The organism is Bradyrhizobium manausense, assembly GCF_018131105.1.
GTDB classification, from domain to species: domain Bacteria; phylum Pseudomonadota; class Alphaproteobacteria; order Rhizobiales; family Xanthobacteraceae; genus Bradyrhizobium; species Bradyrhizobium manausense_B.
In genome coordinates this window covers 876,167-891,282 of the sequence record NZ_JAFCJI010000002.1, presented here as the reverse complement: position 1 = coordinate 891,282, position 15,116 = coordinate 876,167, and the positions used below count along the sequence as shown (strand labels likewise).

Genomic DNA, 15,116 nt, shown 5'->3' with positions numbered 1-15,116 from the left:
CCCGGAGAGGTTCCGATGCTTGCCGCCAGGTCCGAAGTTCAGGTCGACAACGACGAGGTTCGGGTCACCGAATGGCGGCTTGCTCCCGGCAGCGCGACCGGGCATCACACCCACGGAATGGACTACGTGATCGTTCCCGTCGTCGCCGGCGAAATGACCATCGTGGCGCCCGGCGGCGAGCGCTCCAAGGCGCAGCTTGCGGCCGGAAAATCCTACTTCCGCAAGGCCGGGGTCCAACATGATGTACTTAACGAAACCTCAACCGAGATCGTGTTCCTTGAGATTGAGCTGAAGCCGTAAGGCACGCGTAACCTTTGCCATCGATCCGTCGCAGTTGATCCCTTACAATGCCCCAAAGTTCCCGCATCAGATCGCGCGGGGAGTGGCCGAGAAATGTTGAAATACCTCGCTAAAATCTCGATGGATATTTTCCCCTCGGTGCTCGCCACGATCATCGGGGCCTACATCGTTAATCACTACATCAACGCCAGGCCGGCGGCGGATACGCCAGCCGCCGTGGTGGCGCCTGCCGGTGCAGGCAAGAATGGCAAGCCCGCCGACGTCGCCAACCTCCCGGCCCCGGGTGTCAAGGCCAAGGGTGTCTCCGAGAAGAGCATTTCGGAGAAGAGCGCGACGGACAAGCCCGCGACCGAGAAGCCTGCCGAGAGCAAGGCCGCCGACGAGGCCGCTTCGCACAGCCGTGCCCCCGCGCATGAAAAGGCGGTCGCCAAGTCGACCCCGGCAGCGCCCGCCGCGCCCGTGGTTGAGGCCAATTCGTCTCCGGCCGCCCCGGCCGTGACCCCCGACGCCAACGATCTCGCGCGGGCCGCCATCGAGCGCCTGCGCAAATCGCCTGAAGGCAAGGCGGCTGAGAAGGCCGCCGAGGCCAAATCCGAAATCAAGCCTGTCGAGACCAAGGCGGTCGAGAAGACGCCCGAGCCTGCAGTGCAGGAAGCCTCCCGCACGCCGGAGGCTCCTCGCGTCATCAATGCGGTGCCGTCGGCGGTGCGCCCGCTGCCGCCGCCGATCAATGTGTCGACGCCGTCGCCCGAGGCCTATGGCAATGGCGGCTCGCAGGCGAATCCGCCCTACACGGCCTCGATTGGGAATGACGATCCGAATCGGCTGACGCCGCCGGCTGATATTCCGGTGCCGATGATTGCGCCGCCGCTCGATCTGCGTGCCGATGCAGGCGGAGCCACACCGCCCCCGCGGCCCAAGACCAATGTCGCCGACGAAATGCTGTCGGGCATGAAGTCGATGTTCCACGCGGTTCTGCCGAAGACCGCCACCCCCGATTAAGACCAGGACCGTGCCAGCGCGTCCTGGGGACCGCTAGCCGCCGACGCGGGCCAGGCCGCTGCGGGCGGCATCATCGCGTGGGCGCAACGCGACGGCCTTGTTGTAGGACGCCGCCGCCTTGGTCTTGTCGCCCAGCCGCTCATAGGCCTGTCCCCGTGTCGTCCAGATCTGGGCGTTGTGCGGATCGGCGTCAGAAGCCTCGTCGAGATCGGCGGCCGCCTCCTTGACCTTGCCGATGGCGAGATAGCTGACGGCACGGCCAAGCAGCGGCTCGGCTTTCTGCGGATTGAGCCCGCTGGCGGCACCGAAATCGGCGATTGCGAAGTCGTGCTGATTGTTGCCCTGATAGAGCAGGGCGCGGCCGTAGAGCGCTTGCGCGTTGTAGGGATCGAGCGCGACGGCGCGATTGAACTCATCCAGCGCGGCCTGCGTCGCGCCCGATTTGACCAGCGCCTGGGCCTTTGTCGTGTGGGTCTGGGCCTCGGTGACGTTGGCAGCGCTGACGGCGCTATCCGGCGCGGCTGCCGCCTGGGGTGCTGCTTCCTGCGGCTTATCCTTCTCCGGACCCAGCGAGCCAATATCGAAGGAGCAGCCGCACAGTGCGATCCCCATCAAGGCCAGCGTGAGCGGCTGGCGCCAGATCTGGCGTCGCCGCGCCAAGCCGGGCTCGGGGAAAGGGGAGGCCATCTACGGTTCGCTCGCGCTGGTGCCGCATCTGTAGTGCCCCATCCCAGAAAGGCACCGCTCACAAAATAATAACGCGGGCTCGGGGCCCGCGTCATCGAAAACTCAATCCTGCATGATCGGCAAGATCAGCGCGGTCCGCGCGGACCTGCACCGGGGCCGCTACGGCCGCCACGATCACCGCCGGGGCCAGCACCGAACACCGGCTTCGGCTTCATCGGCAGCAGGCCTTCACGCTGCAGCTTCTTGCGGGCCAGCTTGCGCGCACGGCGCACGGCTTCGGCCTTCTCGCGGGCCTTCTTCTCGGAGGGCTTCTCGTAGTGACCGCGGAGCTTCATCTCGCGGAAAATGCCCTCGCGCTGCATCTTCTTCTTCAGCGCCTTGAGGGCTTGGTCGACATTGTTATCGCGAACGAGAACCTGCACGCGGCATCCTCTTCAGTGGATCGGATTTGAATTCTGGTAAGTCAAAGGGATGGCAAAAAGCGCAAGCCCTTAACCTTGAGGGCGCGGATGTATCAGACAAAACCTGGGATGTCCACCTGCCAAGCGGAGTTTCGGGCCAAGTTCAGCCATTAAATGCGGCGAAAATGCTCTCGTGCGGCCCAGATTTGGGAGATTCGGCGCCAATCTGGGGCCGCAGCGGACATAGTTCCGGAATGTTTGAAATCAGGGGAGACGCCACATGGACATGAAGAAATACGCGGCCGAGGCCATCGGCACATTCTGGCTCACATTTGCAGGCTGCGGCAGCGCGGTGATCGCAGCCGGGTTTCCGCAGGTCGGCATCGGCCTGGTCGGCGTGTCCCTCGCCTTCGGCTTGAGCGTCGTCACCATGGCCTATGCGATCGGCCATATCTCGGGCTGCCATCTCAACCCGGCCGTCACGGTCGGCCTCGCCGCCGGTGGACGGTTTCCGGCAGGCCAGATCCTGCCTTACGTGATCGCGCAGGTCTGCGGTGCGATCGTCGCGGCCGAGCTGCTCTATGTGATTGCCAGCGGCGCGCCCGGCTTCGACGTCACCAAGGGCTTTGCCTCCAACGGCTATGATGCGCATTCGCCCGGCCAGTACAGCATGATCGCGTGCTTCGTCACCGAGGTGGTGATGACCATGATGTTCCTGTTCGTCATCATGGGCGCGACCCACGGCCGCGCGCCGGCAGGCTTCGCGCCGCTCGCGATCGGGCTTGCGCTTGTGATGATCCATCTCGTCAGCATCCCCGTCACCAACACCTCGGTGAATCCGGCGCGCAGCACCGGACCCGCACTGTTCGTCGGCGGTTGGGCGCTGTCGCAGCTCTGGATGTTCTGGGTCGCACCGCTGATCGGTGGCGCGCTGGGCGGAGTGGTCTATCGCTGGCTCAGCGAGGAGCCCTCGGGCGTCGTCGCGGGCGTGAAGACGGCTTGATTGCGAAAGCGGGATCGCAGCTCTTGCGGCGGTCCCCTCACTTTGCTTTTGAGGGCCTGACTTCGGTGACGTGGCCCATCTTGCGGCCGGGGCGCGGGGCGCCCTTGCCGTAGATGTGCACGGTCGCGCCGGGCACGCTCAGCCATGATTCATAATCATTGATCTCGTCGCCGATCAGGTTGGTCATGGTGACGACCTCACCGTGACGCACCGGCTTGCCGAGCGGCCAGCCGGCGATGGCGCGGATGTGCTGCTCGAACTGGGAAACGGATGCGCCGTCGAGCGTCCAGTGTCCGGAATTGTGCACGCGCGGGGCGATCTCGTTGACCAGCACTTTCGACCCGCCGCCATTGGCGAGCACGAACATCTCAACCGCGAGCACGCCGACATAGTCGAGTGCGGTCGCGATCTTGCCGGCGATGCTGCGCGCCTCCTCGGCGAGCGCATCCGGGATCGGCGCGGGTGCGCGGGAAATTTTCAGAATGTGATCGCGATGCTCGTTCTCGGTAACGTCGAAGCATTCGACCTGCCCGGATGCCGAGCGCGCGGCGATCACGGAGATCTCGCGCTCGTACGGGATGAAGGCCTCCAGGATCGCCGACTTGGTGGCAAGGCTGGTCCACACTTTCGAGATGTCGTCGCCCTCGCGGATGATGGCCTGGCCCTTGCCGTCATAGCCGAAGCGGCGGGTCTTCAGCACCGCGGGAAGGCCGATCTTCGCGATCGCCTCGCGCAGCGATGCGACCGAGGAGACGTCGGCATAGGCGGCGGTGCCGATGCCGAGCCGCGTCACGAAATCCTTCTCGGCGAGCCGGTCCTGGGTGGTCTCCAGGATCTTGCGGTTGGGCACCACCGGGCGGCGCGCGTCCAGCACCATGGCGGCTGCGGACGGCACGTTCTCGAATTCGTAGGTGATGACGTCGACGTCGTGGGCGAACAGCTCGAGCGCCTCGACGTCGGCATATTCGGCGCAGGTCGCATTCAGCACGACGTCGAAAGCCGGCGAATCCGGATCGGGCGAGAACACCTGGCAGCGCAGGCCGAGCCGTGCCGCGGCCATGGCCAGCATCCGTCCGAGTTGTCCGCCGCCGAGGATGCCGATGGTGTCGCCGGGCTTCAGCTTCACCTGCTTTGCGTCAGTCACGCCTTGTCCTCCGGGCGCTCGGCGACCGCCTCGCTCTGCGCCTTGCGCCAGGCAGCAAGGCGGTCGGACAAGGCCGGATCGGACAGTGCGAGCACGGACGCTGCGAGCAGCGCCGCGTTGATCGCGCCAGCCTTGCCGATCGCAAGGGTGCCGACCGGAATGCCGGCGGGCATCTGCACGATCGAATAAAGGGAATCGATACCTTTGAGCGTCCTGGACTCGACGGGGACGCCGAACACCGGCAGTTCCGTCAGCGACGCCGCCATGCCCGGGAGATGCGCGGCGCCGCCGGCGCCGGCGATGATGACCTTGAAGCCGGCCGCCTTGGCGCCCTTGGCGAAGGTAAACAGCCGGTCGGGGGTCCGGTGAGCCGAAACGATGCGGGTGTCGGAGGCGACACCCAGCGCTGTGAGCGTGTCGGCGGCGTGCCGCATCGTCTCCCAGTCCGACTGGCTTCCCATGATGATGGCGATCGGCGCGGTCATGACGTCAATTGTGCTCGGAAAACAGAAAGATAGGCCAGATTAACGGTTCCGGCCGGCGGCTCGCAAGGCGGTGGCAAGGAGAAGGGAATGCACTATCCTGTCTTGGTGAATCCCCGCAAGCCTTCATTGAGCAGGATGCCCATGAAGAAACCAAAAAGGGCGACTGCTGCGAAGGCCAAAAAAGGCCGGAAAACCAGCGGGAGCCGACCAAAAATCGTATCCAGGAAGCGGTCCGCGGCTGCGGCGCCGCGCCGCGCGTCCGTCGCCGGCGCTGCTGCCAAGACCGCGAGCAAAGACACCGGCAAGGCGACCATCCGTGGCCTGCGTACCAAGCTGACGCGGGCGCTGCGGCGCGTCGCCGAGCTCGAGGCCGCAGCCGACACCGATTTCCTGCTCGATATTCCCAACCGGCGCGGTTTCGAGCGCGAGCTCCAGCGCGCCATCGCCTACATGAAGCGATACCGCGCCAGCGGCGCGCTGATCGTGCTCGACGTCGACCGGCTGAAGCCGATCAACGATTCCTTCGGCCACGCCGCCGGCGACGAGGTGCTGAAGACGATCGCGAGCACGCTGACGCGGCAGATCCGCGCTTCCGACGTGGTCGGCCGTCTCGGAGGCGACGAGTTTGCCTTGCTGTTGTGGAATCTCAGCGAGACCGATGCCAAGGCGAAAGCTGTCATCTTCGAGCAGGCGATCGATGATTTGTCGTTCACCTTTCGCGGCCAGCATGTGACCGCGGGCGCCTCTGCGGGTGTTGCGCTGCTCGGTGCGCAGGCCGATGCCGCCCGCGCGCTGGAGGAGGCCGATGCAGCCATGTATGTGCGCAAGGCGCACCGGCGCCACGAGCCGCGGATCAAGCTCGTGAGTAGCTGACTTTACAGCGTCGCGAGATCTTCCGGCACGTTGCCGAACTTGCGCAGCAGCGTGGCGTCACCGAATTCGCCGGTCATGGGATCGCCGCAGCGGCTGAACGCGACTGCGCCGATATGGCCGGCACCGTGCGCCAAAACCTCGGCGCGCCGCAACGCGGCCGTCGAGCTTTGGCATTCCTCCGCGGTGCCCGCGACAGGCGATCCGTCGGCATCGATCAGGAAGGGCATTGCAACGTAGTAGGTCACGTCTGACATGGCATTGCGCTCCAATGGTGAATTCAGGCGGCGCTGCTTCTGCTGCGCGACGTCTCAGGAATGCAGCCGGCCGAAACCGCCGCCTGCAATTCTTCCAGCTCGGCTTCCAGATATTCGTTGGCCATGATCAGCGCCTTGATGGTGCTGCGCAAGTTGCCGTCGCACATCGCGATCGCCTGGTCGCAGGCCTGTTCGTAGTGGCTGTTGTCGAGAAGGGCGGGGACTGACATTTGCGGTGTCCTTGCGGGTTGGCCATGAGGGTGGCCTTGGGCTTTTCCTGGGGCGTCGGGGCGAGATTTATGTTCTTCTTTTGTTCTTTTTGAGTCAAGCGGATTCAGCCGCGGCAATCCGCAAACCTCCGCAAATCAGGCGATGATGTCGGGTGTGATCTGGTCTTCGATGAAGGCGATACGGTCGCGCAACAACAGCTTGCGTTTCTTCAACCGCTGTAACCGCAACAGGTCGGGGGCGGGCGATTGATGCAGTGCATCGATCGCCGCATCGAGATCTCGGTGTTCCTGCTGCAACCGGGTGAGCTCGGCTTCGAGTTCACGCTCGTCTTCATGGGTCATGTCTGCGGTGGCCGAAAAACCGATAGGCTTGAGATCAAGGCTGTGGATGCCCTGTGGAAATTATCGTCCTTGCGCGGCGTGACCGCAAGCGATCTACCACCGTCACGCACCGCTCACTCGCAAGATATTTCAACGATTCGTAAGCGTGTCGCGCGAGCACATTGATATCATGGATTTTTCGCCGCGTGGTTCCCTACTCACGCTTCATTACATATGAATTTTCAAAAATGACGCTGCGACGACGGATACCCATCGACAGAACGAATCGGTGATGTACACTTCCTCGTCCGGATCGAATCCAAGGTTCACCCCTACCGAGGAGGTTTCGAATGACAATTCAGGCACATCTGGTTGAATTGGAACGGAAACACAAAACTCTCGAAAACGAATTGCACGAAGCTCTCGTGCACCTTTCAACAGACGACCTGCAAATTGTTGAGTTGAAACGCCGGAAGTTGTTGGTCAAGGACCAGATTGAACGACTGAAGCAGTCGGGCGACACGCTTCACTAGTAACCCCCGTAACAGCGTAAAGTTTGATCGTATCCTTTCAGGCAGGGATGAGAGCCTTTGCGCTCGTCCCTGCTGTAAGGCGCGCATTGCGCAACCATCGTTGCGCAAGCGCCTGTTTTGCCTGGCCGCGTTTTCCGACACGCTCTCTCTCGGAAATGCTTTCTAGACGTTCGCGAGCTCCGCGACATGGTCCGCGATTGCGAGCGACGATGTCAGTCCCGGCGATTCGATCCCGAACAGATTGACCAGACCAGCGACGCCATGGTCGCGCGGACCCTGCATGAGAAAATCCTGCGTCGCCACGGCCGGTGGCACGATCTTCGGACGAATGCCCGAATAGCTCGGCATCAGCGCGCCGTCAGGCAATGTCGGCCAGTATTTGCGGATCGCCGGATAGAAGCGCTCGGCGCGTGACGGATCAACTTCATAGTCGATCGTCTCGATCCACTCGACGTCGGGACCGAAGCGCGCCTGTCCTGCCATGTCCAGGGTGAGATGCACCCCAAGCCCGCCGGGCTCGGGCACCGGATAGATCAGGCGCGAAAACGGCGCGCGCGCATTGCAGCTGAAATAGTTGCCCTTGGCGAGATAGGCCGGCGGAATCCGGTCGATCGGCATGCCGTCGATATGGCGTGCCACGGACGTCGCCGACAGTCCGGCGGCGTTGACGAGCAGGTCGCATTGCAGGGTCATCGGAGCTTCGCCGCCAGCCTCGATCTCGATCATGCCGGCCTCCGCCTTGGCGCGGAGCAGCGGCGTATGAAACGCAAAGGCTGCGCCTGCTTCCTCGGCCTCGCCGCGTAGCGAGAGCATGTAGGCGTGGCTGTCGATGATGCCGGTCGACGGCGAGAGCAGTGCCGCATCGCAGGCCAGCGCCGGCTCCAGCGCGCGCGCGGCCTCGCCCGAGAGCAACTGCATGTCGAGCACGCCGTTGGCCTCGGCATGCGCCTTGATCGATTGCAGCTTCTCGGTTTCCTTCGCATTGGTGGCGACGATCAGCTTGCCGCAATTCTTGTGCGGGATGCCGCGCTCACCGCAATACCGATAGAGCGCATGCTTGCCGTCGACGCACATCCGCGCCATCCAGCTCCCTGCGCGGTAGTAGATCCCGGCATGGATCACCTCGCTGTTGCGTGAGGAGGTGACGGTGCCGATCGCCTCGGCTTCCTCGAGCACGATCACTTCGCGCCCGGCCTGTGCGAGCTTTCTTGCCACCGCGAGCCCGACCACGCCGGCTCCGATGACGACGCAGTCGACCCTATCCATGGTGATGCAGAAGTCCCGCTGAAGGTGCCGATTTGCCTGGGAAACGCGCCGCGCGGGCATTTTCCGTTAAGGAAGCATTTATCATGTCAGGGCAATTGCCGTATTTCACGTCACATTTTTCTGCTGGGCGTACAGGCGTTTACCCGATCCAAACCCGTGAAGCCAGACAATCCGCAGTTGAAATTGCGGGTGGCTGATGGCTGAGAAGAACTGGCAGGAAGGCAGCATGCTTCCGATTGCTGTGCAGGCCGTCGTGTGCCTGATCAGCGCGGTTGCGCCTTCGCGTGCCTATGCCGACGGCTTCACTCCGGCAAGCTATATCGGCGCCCTGGATCCCAATCTGGTCTGGGAAGGCCTGATCGGAGGCATTGTCGTCTGCGCGTTCCTGGCGGCGCTCGCGCTGTGGATTCATTCCGCCCTGCGCCGGAGCAGGCGTTCGCAGTTGCGGCGCAACGCCTTCGTCTCCTCCGCCATGAACAATCTCAACCAGGGCGTGGTGATGACGGATGCGCAGCGGCGCATCATCTTCTGCAATGACCGCTATCTCGAGATCTACGGCCTTGCGCGCTCGGACCTGTGGACCGGCATGACCGGCTACGACATCCTTGGATTGCGGCGCAAGCGCGGGGTCCTTGGCGTCACCGACGACGAATTCTACGAGAAGGCGGCAAGCCCCAACGGCCTGATCACCGAACTGCCCGACGCCCGGGCGATCCTGGTCAAATATTTCATTCTGCCGAACGGCGGATCGGTGGCGACCCATCTCGACGTCAGCGAGCAGCGCAAGCTGTCGCGGCAGCTCGCCTCGACCACGCAATTCCTCGAAACGGTGCTGGACAACGTGCCGGCCTGTGTCGCCGCGAAGAACATCGAGGACGGCCGCTACATCTTCGCCAACAGTGCCTATGGGCGTTTCTGGGGCTTCTCGCGGGACCAGGTCGTCGGCAAGAACGCGCGCGAGCTGTTCGGCCCGAAATCGGCAGACAGCATCGAGGCGACCGACCGGGCCGCGCTGCTGGCGCCGGAGGGACAGTATCGCAACGAATTCGAAGTCGACGTCGACCAGGCCCGCCGCATGGTGGCCTCGACCCGCATCGTGGTCCGCAACGAGAGCAACAAGCCGGAATTCCTGCTGGTGGTGTTCGAGGACATCACCGACCGGCAATCGCTGTCGATGGAGCTGGAGAGCACCAAGAAGTTCCTCGAGCTCGTGGTCGACAACATCCCGGTGGCGCTGATCGTGGAGCAGGTCCGGGATGGCCGTTATCTGCTTGCCAACCGCAGCGCCGAGACAATCCTCAACCGCAGGCGCGAGGAAGCCACCGGCCTGACGGCCTCCGACATCTTCAATGCCAAGGAAGCCAAGCTGATCATCGCGCGCGACGAGGCCGCGATCAAGAAACGCGGGATGATCACCGAGGAGCATCCGATCTCCACCAAGGACGGCCTGCGCCTGTTCCTGACCCGGCGTGCCACGGTGCTCAACGACGTCGGTGAGCCGCAATATCTGATCAAGACCCACGAGGACGTCACCAACCGCCGGCAGACCGAGTCGCGCATGGCACACATGGCCTACCACGACGGCCTCACCGATTTGCCGAACCGCGCCGCCTTCCTTCAGGCGCTGACCCAGATGATCGAGGCCTGCGAGGGCACCGACGAGGAGTTCGCGGTCCTTTGCGTCGATCTCGACGGCCTCAAGGAAGTCAATGACGTGTTCGGCCATGCGCTCGGCGACAAGCTGCTGATCGAAGTGGCCCAGCGGTTCCAGGACGCCGCACGCGGCGGCCTGGTGGCGCGCCTGTCCGGCGACGAGTTCGGCCTGATCATCGACGGCAAGCAGCCTGAAGCCGGCCTCGCGCTGGCTCAGCAGCTCGGCGAGGCGCTCGCGGCGGAATTCCACATCGACGGCCGCGCCGTCCGCGCCGGCATTACCACCGGCATGTCGATCTTCCCGCACAATGGCCCCGACGGCGCCGCGCTGCTCGCCAATGCCGGCGCCGCCCTGTTCCGCGCCAAGCAGAAATCGCGCGGCACGATCAGCCTCTACCAGCCCGAGATGGACCAGCAGATTCGCGACCGCCGCGTGCTGCACCAGGATTTGTCGAAGGCGATCAAGAACGGCGAGCTGTCGCTGGCCTTCCAGCCGCAAGGCATCGCGCGCGACAGCGTCGCCGAGAGCGAGATCATCGGCTTCGAGGCCCTGGCGCGCTGGCAGCATCCGGTACGCGGCCAGGTCTCGCCGGCCGAATTCATCCCGATCGCGGAGGAAAGCGGCCTGATCGTCGAGATGGGCGAATGGATCCTGCGCGAGGCCTGCCGCGAGGCCGCGTCGTGGCCGAAACCGCTCCAGGTCGCGGTCAACCTGTCGCCGGCGCAGTTCATGCACGGTGACGTGGTCGGGCTGGTCCATTCGATCCTGATCGAGACCGGGCTTGCACCGGGCCGGCTCGAGCTCGAAATCACCGAGGGCGTGCTGATCGAGGACTTTGATCGCGGCCTGGCGCTGCTGCGCCGCCTGAAGGCGCTGGGTGTGCGCATCTCCATGGACGATTTCGGCAGCGGCTATTCCTCGCTGAGTTATCTCCAGGCGTTCCCGTTCGACAAGATCAAGATCGACCGCGCCTTCATCATCAATCTCGGCCGCAACCCGCAATCGGCCGCGATCGTGCGTGCCGTGATCGACCTCGGCCACGGTCTCGAAATGTCGATCATCGCCGAGGGCGTCGAGACGATCGATCAGCTCGCCTTCCTCGCCCGGGAAGGTTGCGACGGCGTGCAGGGCTATCTGCTCGGCAAGCCGCTGCCGATCGGGCAATATGCCGGCCTCGTCGGCCGCGTCGAGGCCATGGAGCTTGCGCTCAAGACCGGCTAAGGCGTTTTCAAGCGAAGTGGCCGCCGGTTCGCGTCAAGAAAACGCGTCAAAACAAGAATCCAGAGCTTCGTTCCGATTTCATCGGAACGAAAATAGCTCTAGTGAGGTGGGGCACTTGCTTCGCTCCCTCTCGACGGTTTCATGGCGGATTACGACCTCGCGATCATCGGCGGCGGCCTGAACGGTGTCAGCCTCGCACGCGATGCCGCCGGTCGCGGGCTGCGGGTGATCCTGATCGAGCAGGGCGATCTTGGCGGCGCTGCATCCTCGGCGACACCACGATTGATCCACGGCGATCTGTCGGTGCTCGAACGGCGCGGCTTCTGGCGGGTGCGCCGGGCCCTGGCCGAGCGCCGCATCTGGTTGCGGATCGCGCCGCATCTGGTGCGGCCGGCAAGTTTTGTGATCCCAGCGCACTCCGACGAGCGTCCGCCCTGGCTGCTGCGGGCCGGCCTGTATGTTTATGACGCGCTGACGAATCGTGGCGGCCTTCCTGCCTCGACGACGCTCGACATCACGCATCATCCGGTCGGCAATGCGCTGAAGCGGCCCTTCGGCATCGGCCTCGCATATGCCGATTGCGTCGTCGATGATTCCCGCCTGGTGGTGCTCACGGCGCTGGATGCCGCCGAGCGCGGCGCCACGATCCGCACCGGGGCGCGTTGCGTGCGCGCCGACAGGACCGACGTCTGGCGGCTCGCGCTGGTCGACCGCGGCCATCGCCGGGTGATCACGTCACGTGCGCTGGCCAATGCCAGCGGCGGCTGGACGTCGATGGTCGCGGAGACCGTGTTGCGGCAGCCGCAGCCGGCCACGGCGGCCATGCAGATGAGCCAGATCGTCGTGCCCAGGCTATTCGAGTCCGACAACGTCTATGTGTTCCAGAACAACGATGGGCGACTGATTTTTGCCAGCCCGTTCGAGCGCGATTTCACGCTGGTCGGCACGGTCACGCATGATTTCACGGGCGATCCCGCGATCGTCGCGATGTCGGGCGCCGATGTCAGTTATCTCTGCGACGCCGTGAGCCGCTACTTCCGCGAGCGCGTCGCTCCGACCGACGTGGTGCACACAGTCTCCGCCGTCAAACTGTCGCCCGCGTCCGGACGACGCCGCGACGGCACGACGCTGTTCCACGCGCGCAGGCGCAAGGCACCGTTGCTCACGATGTTCGGCGGCGACGTCACGACCTCGCGCTTTCGCGCCGAGCGGGCGGTGACGCGGTTGACGTCGTTCTATCCGATGTCGCGGCCCTGGACTGCCGGCGCAGCATTGCCGGGCGGAGATTTCGCCTGGGACCGTTTCGAGACCGAGATCGATCTGGCGCGCGATCGCTGGCGTTTTCTCTCCGAGCCCCAGGCGCGGCGGCTGGTTGCGGCCTATGGCTCGCGATTGCCGGCCATACTCGGCGAAGCAAAGACACGCGACGAGCTCGGCCCTGCCTTTGGCCCGGACCTGACGGCCGCCGAGGTGCGCTATCTTATGAACCACGAATGGGCGCGCTTCCCCGAGGATATCCTGTGGCGCCGCTCCAAGCTCGGCCTGACGATGCCGCAGGCCGCCCGTGAGGCGCTGGCTGCGTTCATGGCGGATCCGTCTCGAACCGGTTGAGCAAAGGACGATCCGCCGCTAGCGTGCGGCGGCATTAGGGTTGGCAGGGACCATGACTGACGAGTTGCCGAGGACAGACGCGGCGGCCAATGCGGCTGGAGATACGCATCCGGCCGCGGGCGAGCTGCTGCTGCGCATCGAGAACGTGGCGAAGACGTTCGGGACGTTCCGTGCCGTCGACGGCGTGTCGCTCGACATCAGGGCCGGCGAGTTCTTTGCGCTGTTGGGCCCGAGTGGTTGCGGCAAGACCACGCTGTTGCGCATGCTTGCGGGCTTCGAGGCGCCCGATGAAGGGCGCATCCTGTTCGGCGGCAAGGACATCGCGCAGGCGCTGCCGCATGAGCGGCCGATCAACATGATGTTTCAGAACTACGCGCTGTTTCCGCATCTGTCGGTGCGCGACAACATCGCCTTCGGCCTCAAGCGCGCCAGCATGGCACGCGCCGACATCGCGACGCGCGTCGCCGAGATGGTGGCGCTGGTGAAGCTCGAGGGACTGGAGAAGCGCAGGCCCGACCAGCTCTCCGGCGGTCAGCGCCAACGTGTCGCGCTGGCCCGTGCACTGGCGCGCAGGCCGCAATTGCTGCTGCTCGACGAGCCGCTCGCGGCGCTGGACAAGAAGCTGCGCGAGAGCACGCAAGGCGAGCTGATGGAGCTGCAGCGCCGACTGGGCATGACGTTCATCATCGTCACGCACGACCAGGAAGAGGCAATGACGATGGCCAGCCGGATCGGCGTGATGAACACGGGCAAGCTCGCCCAGGTCGCTGGCCCGCGCGAGCTCTACGAGGCGCCGCGTTCGCGCTGGATCGCGGAGTTCGTCGGCGACATCAACCTGTTCGACGCCGAATCCAAGCTGCGCGACGGTCATCGCCTGGTCATCGGCACGCGTGATGCGGGGACGCTGGTGGTGGCCGAGCCGCGCCAGCCGCTCGGTGAGGTCAAATTTTCGGTCGCGATCCGTCCCGAGAAGGTCAAGCTGTCGCGTCGCGGGCCCGTGGGCGAGGCCGGTCGTGAAACCGCGATCAACCAGCTGGACGGCGTGATCGCCGATATCTGCTACCTCGGCGGCACCACCACCTACAAGGTCAAGCTCGATACGGGCGGAACGATACAAGCCTCTGTCGCCAACAGCGCGCGCCTCGATGTCGATGCCTATAGCCTGAACCAGCAGATCGTTGCCTGGTTCACGCCTGATGACTGCGTGGTGCTGCCGTCATGAGCGCGCGCCGGATCTTTGCGCGGCCGGCGCGCTTTGCCGCGATCGCACCGTATGTCTGGATGGTGCTGTTCTTCCTTGTGCCGTTCGGCTTCGTGCTGAAGATCAGCCTGTCGCAGACCGCGATCGCGCAGCCGCCTTACGAGCCGGTGTTCGACTTGACGGCGGGATGGACGGCGATCCAGGCGGCCTTTGCCGCGCTCTCGATCGACAATTTCAAGCTGATCGCCTCTGACGATCTCTACGTGTTCGCTTATCTGCGCAGCCTGACCGTCGCCCTCACGGCGACCGCATTGCTGCTGCTGATCGGCTATCCCATCGCCTATGGCATGGCGCGGCTGCCGAAGCGCTGGCAGGCGGTGGCGATGGTGCTGGTGATCGTGCCGTTCTGGACCTCGTTCCTGATCCGCATCTATGCCTGGATCAACATCCTCCAGCATGATGGCCTGCTCAACCAGATCCTGCTGGCGCTGCATCTGGTCAGCGAGCCCGTGGTGTGGCTCTCCACCGACACCGCGATGTATATCGGCATCGTCTATTCCTATCTGCCGTTCATGATCCTGCCGCTCTACGCCACGCTCGCCAAGATGGAGCCGACGCTTGAGGAAGCCGCCAGCGATCTCGGCGCGCCGCCCTGGCAGGTGTTCTGGCTCGTCACCTTCCCGCTGTCGCTGCCCGGCGTCGGCGCCGGCGTGCTCCTGTGCTTTATCCCGATCGTAGGTGAGTTCGTGATCCCGGACCTTCTCGCCGGCTCCGACTCGCTGATGATCGGCCAGACGCTGTGGCTCGAATTCTTCACCAACAAGGACTGGCCGGTTGCCTCCGCTTCGGCGATCGTGCTGCTCGTGGTGCTGTTGCTGCCGCTACTGCTCTATGAGCGGCTGCAGCGCCGGCAACTGGAGGAACGGTGAG

General features: G+C 64.4%; 17 protein-coding genes. 9 read left to right on the top strand and 8 right to left on the bottom strand.

Annotated elements, in window-relative coordinates; genetic code table 11:
• The first annotated feature begins 15 nt into the window (after positions 1-15).
• Together JQ631_RS24505 and JQ631_RS24500 are read left to right on the top strand one after the other, a co-directional pair.
• Entirely contained in the window at positions 16-300 is a 285-nt protein-coding gene (locus tag JQ631_RS24505) for a cupin domain-containing protein (RefSeq protein ID WP_212330218.1), read from the top strand.
• Between the two features lie 93 nt (positions 301-393).
• Positions 394-1,302 (top strand): hypothetical protein, encoded by a 909-nt coding sequence (locus tag JQ631_RS24500; RefSeq protein ID WP_212330216.1) that lies wholly within the window; start codon positions 394-396, stop codon positions 1,300-1,302.
• Between the two features lie 33 nt (positions 1,303-1,335).
• Here the strand turns inward: JQ631_RS24500 and JQ631_RS24495 are convergent, their stop codons facing one another.
• Together JQ631_RS24495 and rpsU are read right to left on the bottom strand one after the other, a co-directional pair.
• Complete coding sequence (locus JQ631_RS24495) at positions 1,336-1,989, bottom strand: tetratricopeptide repeat protein (RefSeq protein ID WP_212330214.1); 654 nt, start codon at positions 1,987-1,989, stop codon at positions 1,336-1,338.
• Between the two features lie 125 nt (positions 1,990-2,114).
• Positions 2,115-2,411, bottom strand: coding sequence for a 30S ribosomal protein S21 (gene rpsU / locus JQ631_RS24490; protein WP_014492442.1), 297 nt, complete (start codon positions 2,409-2,411; stop codon positions 2,115-2,117).
• 259 nt (positions 2,412-2,670) lie between these two features.
• On the opposite strand from rpsU, the gene aqpZ reads away from it, so the two are divergent.
• The gene (gene aqpZ, locus JQ631_RS24485; protein WP_212330212.1) at positions 2,671-3,393 is read left to right on the top strand and encodes an aquaporin Z; all 723 of its coding nucleotides are present in this window, start codon (positions 2,671-2,673) and stop codon (positions 3,391-3,393) included.
• A 37-nt stretch (positions 3,394-3,430) separates the two neighbouring features.
• On the opposite strand, the gene JQ631_RS24480 is transcribed toward aqpZ, so the two are convergent.
• Both JQ631_RS24480 and purE read right to left on the bottom strand, forming a co-directional pair.
• A complete protein-coding gene (locus tag JQ631_RS24480; RefSeq protein WP_212330210.1) occupies positions 3,431-4,537 on the bottom strand; it encodes a 5-(carboxyamino)imidazole ribonucleotide synthase in 1,107 nt (368 codons plus the stop codon).
• Positions 4,534-5,022: a 5-(carboxyamino)imidazole ribonucleotide mutase gene (gene purE, locus JQ631_RS24475; RefSeq protein ID WP_212330208.1), complete on the bottom strand. Its 489-nt coding sequence runs from the start codon at positions 5,020-5,022 to the stop codon at positions 4,534-4,536. Before purE ends, JQ631_RS24480 begins: the two co-directional genes overlap by 4 nt.
• A 141-nt stretch (positions 5,023-5,163) precedes the next feature.
• On the opposite strand from purE, the gene JQ631_RS24470 reads away from it, so the two are divergent.
• Positions 5,164-5,895, top strand: a complete 732-nt coding sequence (locus JQ631_RS24470) for a GGDEF domain-containing protein (RefSeq protein ID WP_212330206.1) — start codon at positions 5,164-5,166, stop codon at positions 5,893-5,895.
• 2 nt (positions 5,896-5,897) lie between these two features.
• On the opposite strand, the gene JQ631_RS24465 is transcribed toward JQ631_RS24470, so the two are convergent.
• The 3 genes from JQ631_RS24465 to JQ631_RS24455 form a co-directional block, all read right to left on the bottom strand.
• Positions 5,898-6,149, bottom strand: a complete 252-nt coding sequence (locus JQ631_RS24465) for a hypothetical protein (RefSeq protein WP_212330204.1) — start codon at positions 6,147-6,149, stop codon at positions 5,898-5,900.
• Between the two features lie 23 nt (positions 6,150-6,172).
• Positions 6,173-6,379: a hypothetical protein gene (locus tag JQ631_RS24460; protein ID WP_212330202.1), complete on the bottom strand. Its 207-nt coding sequence runs from the start codon at positions 6,377-6,379 to the stop codon at positions 6,173-6,175.
• Positions 6,380-6,514: 135 nt separating this feature from the next.
• Positions 6,515-6,721, bottom strand: coding sequence for a YdcH family protein (locus JQ631_RS24455; RefSeq protein WP_018641547.1), 207 nt, complete (start codon positions 6,719-6,721; stop codon positions 6,515-6,517).
• A gap of 329 nt (positions 6,722-7,050) precedes the next feature.
• On the opposite strand from JQ631_RS24455, the gene JQ631_RS24450 reads away from it, so the two are divergent.
• Complete coding sequence (locus JQ631_RS24450; protein ID WP_092302764.1) at positions 7,051-7,233, top strand: YdcH family protein; 183 nt, start codon at positions 7,051-7,053, stop codon at positions 7,231-7,233.
• 162 nt (positions 7,234-7,395) lie between these two features.
• On the opposite strand, the gene JQ631_RS24445 is transcribed toward JQ631_RS24450, so the two are convergent.
• Entirely contained in the window at positions 7,396-8,499 is a 1,104-nt protein-coding gene (locus tag JQ631_RS24445; protein WP_212330200.1) for an NAD(P)/FAD-dependent oxidoreductase, read from the bottom strand.
• Between the two features lie 196 nt (positions 8,500-8,695).
• Between JQ631_RS24445 and JQ631_RS24440 the strand changes: the two genes are divergently transcribed.
• The 4 genes from JQ631_RS24440 to JQ631_RS24425 all read left to right on the top strand — a co-directional run bounded on the left by JQ631_RS24440 (position 8,696) and on the right by JQ631_RS24425 (position 15,115).
• A complete protein-coding gene (locus tag JQ631_RS24440) occupies positions 8,696-11,374 on the top strand; it encodes a sensor domain-containing protein (RefSeq protein WP_212330192.1) in 2,679 nt (892 codons plus the stop codon).
• A gap of 141 nt (positions 11,375-11,515) precedes the next feature.
• The gene (locus tag JQ631_RS24435; protein WP_212330190.1) at positions 11,516-12,985 is read left to right on the top strand and encodes a glycerol-3-phosphate dehydrogenase; all 1,470 of its coding nucleotides are present in this window, start codon (positions 11,516-11,518) and stop codon (positions 12,983-12,985) included.
• A gap of 52 nt (positions 12,986-13,037) precedes the next feature.
• Positions 13,038-14,207: an ABC transporter ATP-binding protein gene (locus tag JQ631_RS24430; protein WP_212330188.1), complete on the top strand. Its 1,170-nt coding sequence runs from the start codon at positions 13,038-13,040 to the stop codon at positions 14,205-14,207.
• Positions 14,204-15,115, top strand: coding sequence for an ABC transporter permease (locus JQ631_RS24425; protein WP_212330186.1), 912 nt, complete (start codon positions 14,204-14,206; stop codon positions 15,113-15,115). The genes JQ631_RS24430 and JQ631_RS24425 overlap by 4 nt, the downstream gene beginning before the upstream one ends.
• Position 15,116: the final 1 nt, after the last annotated feature.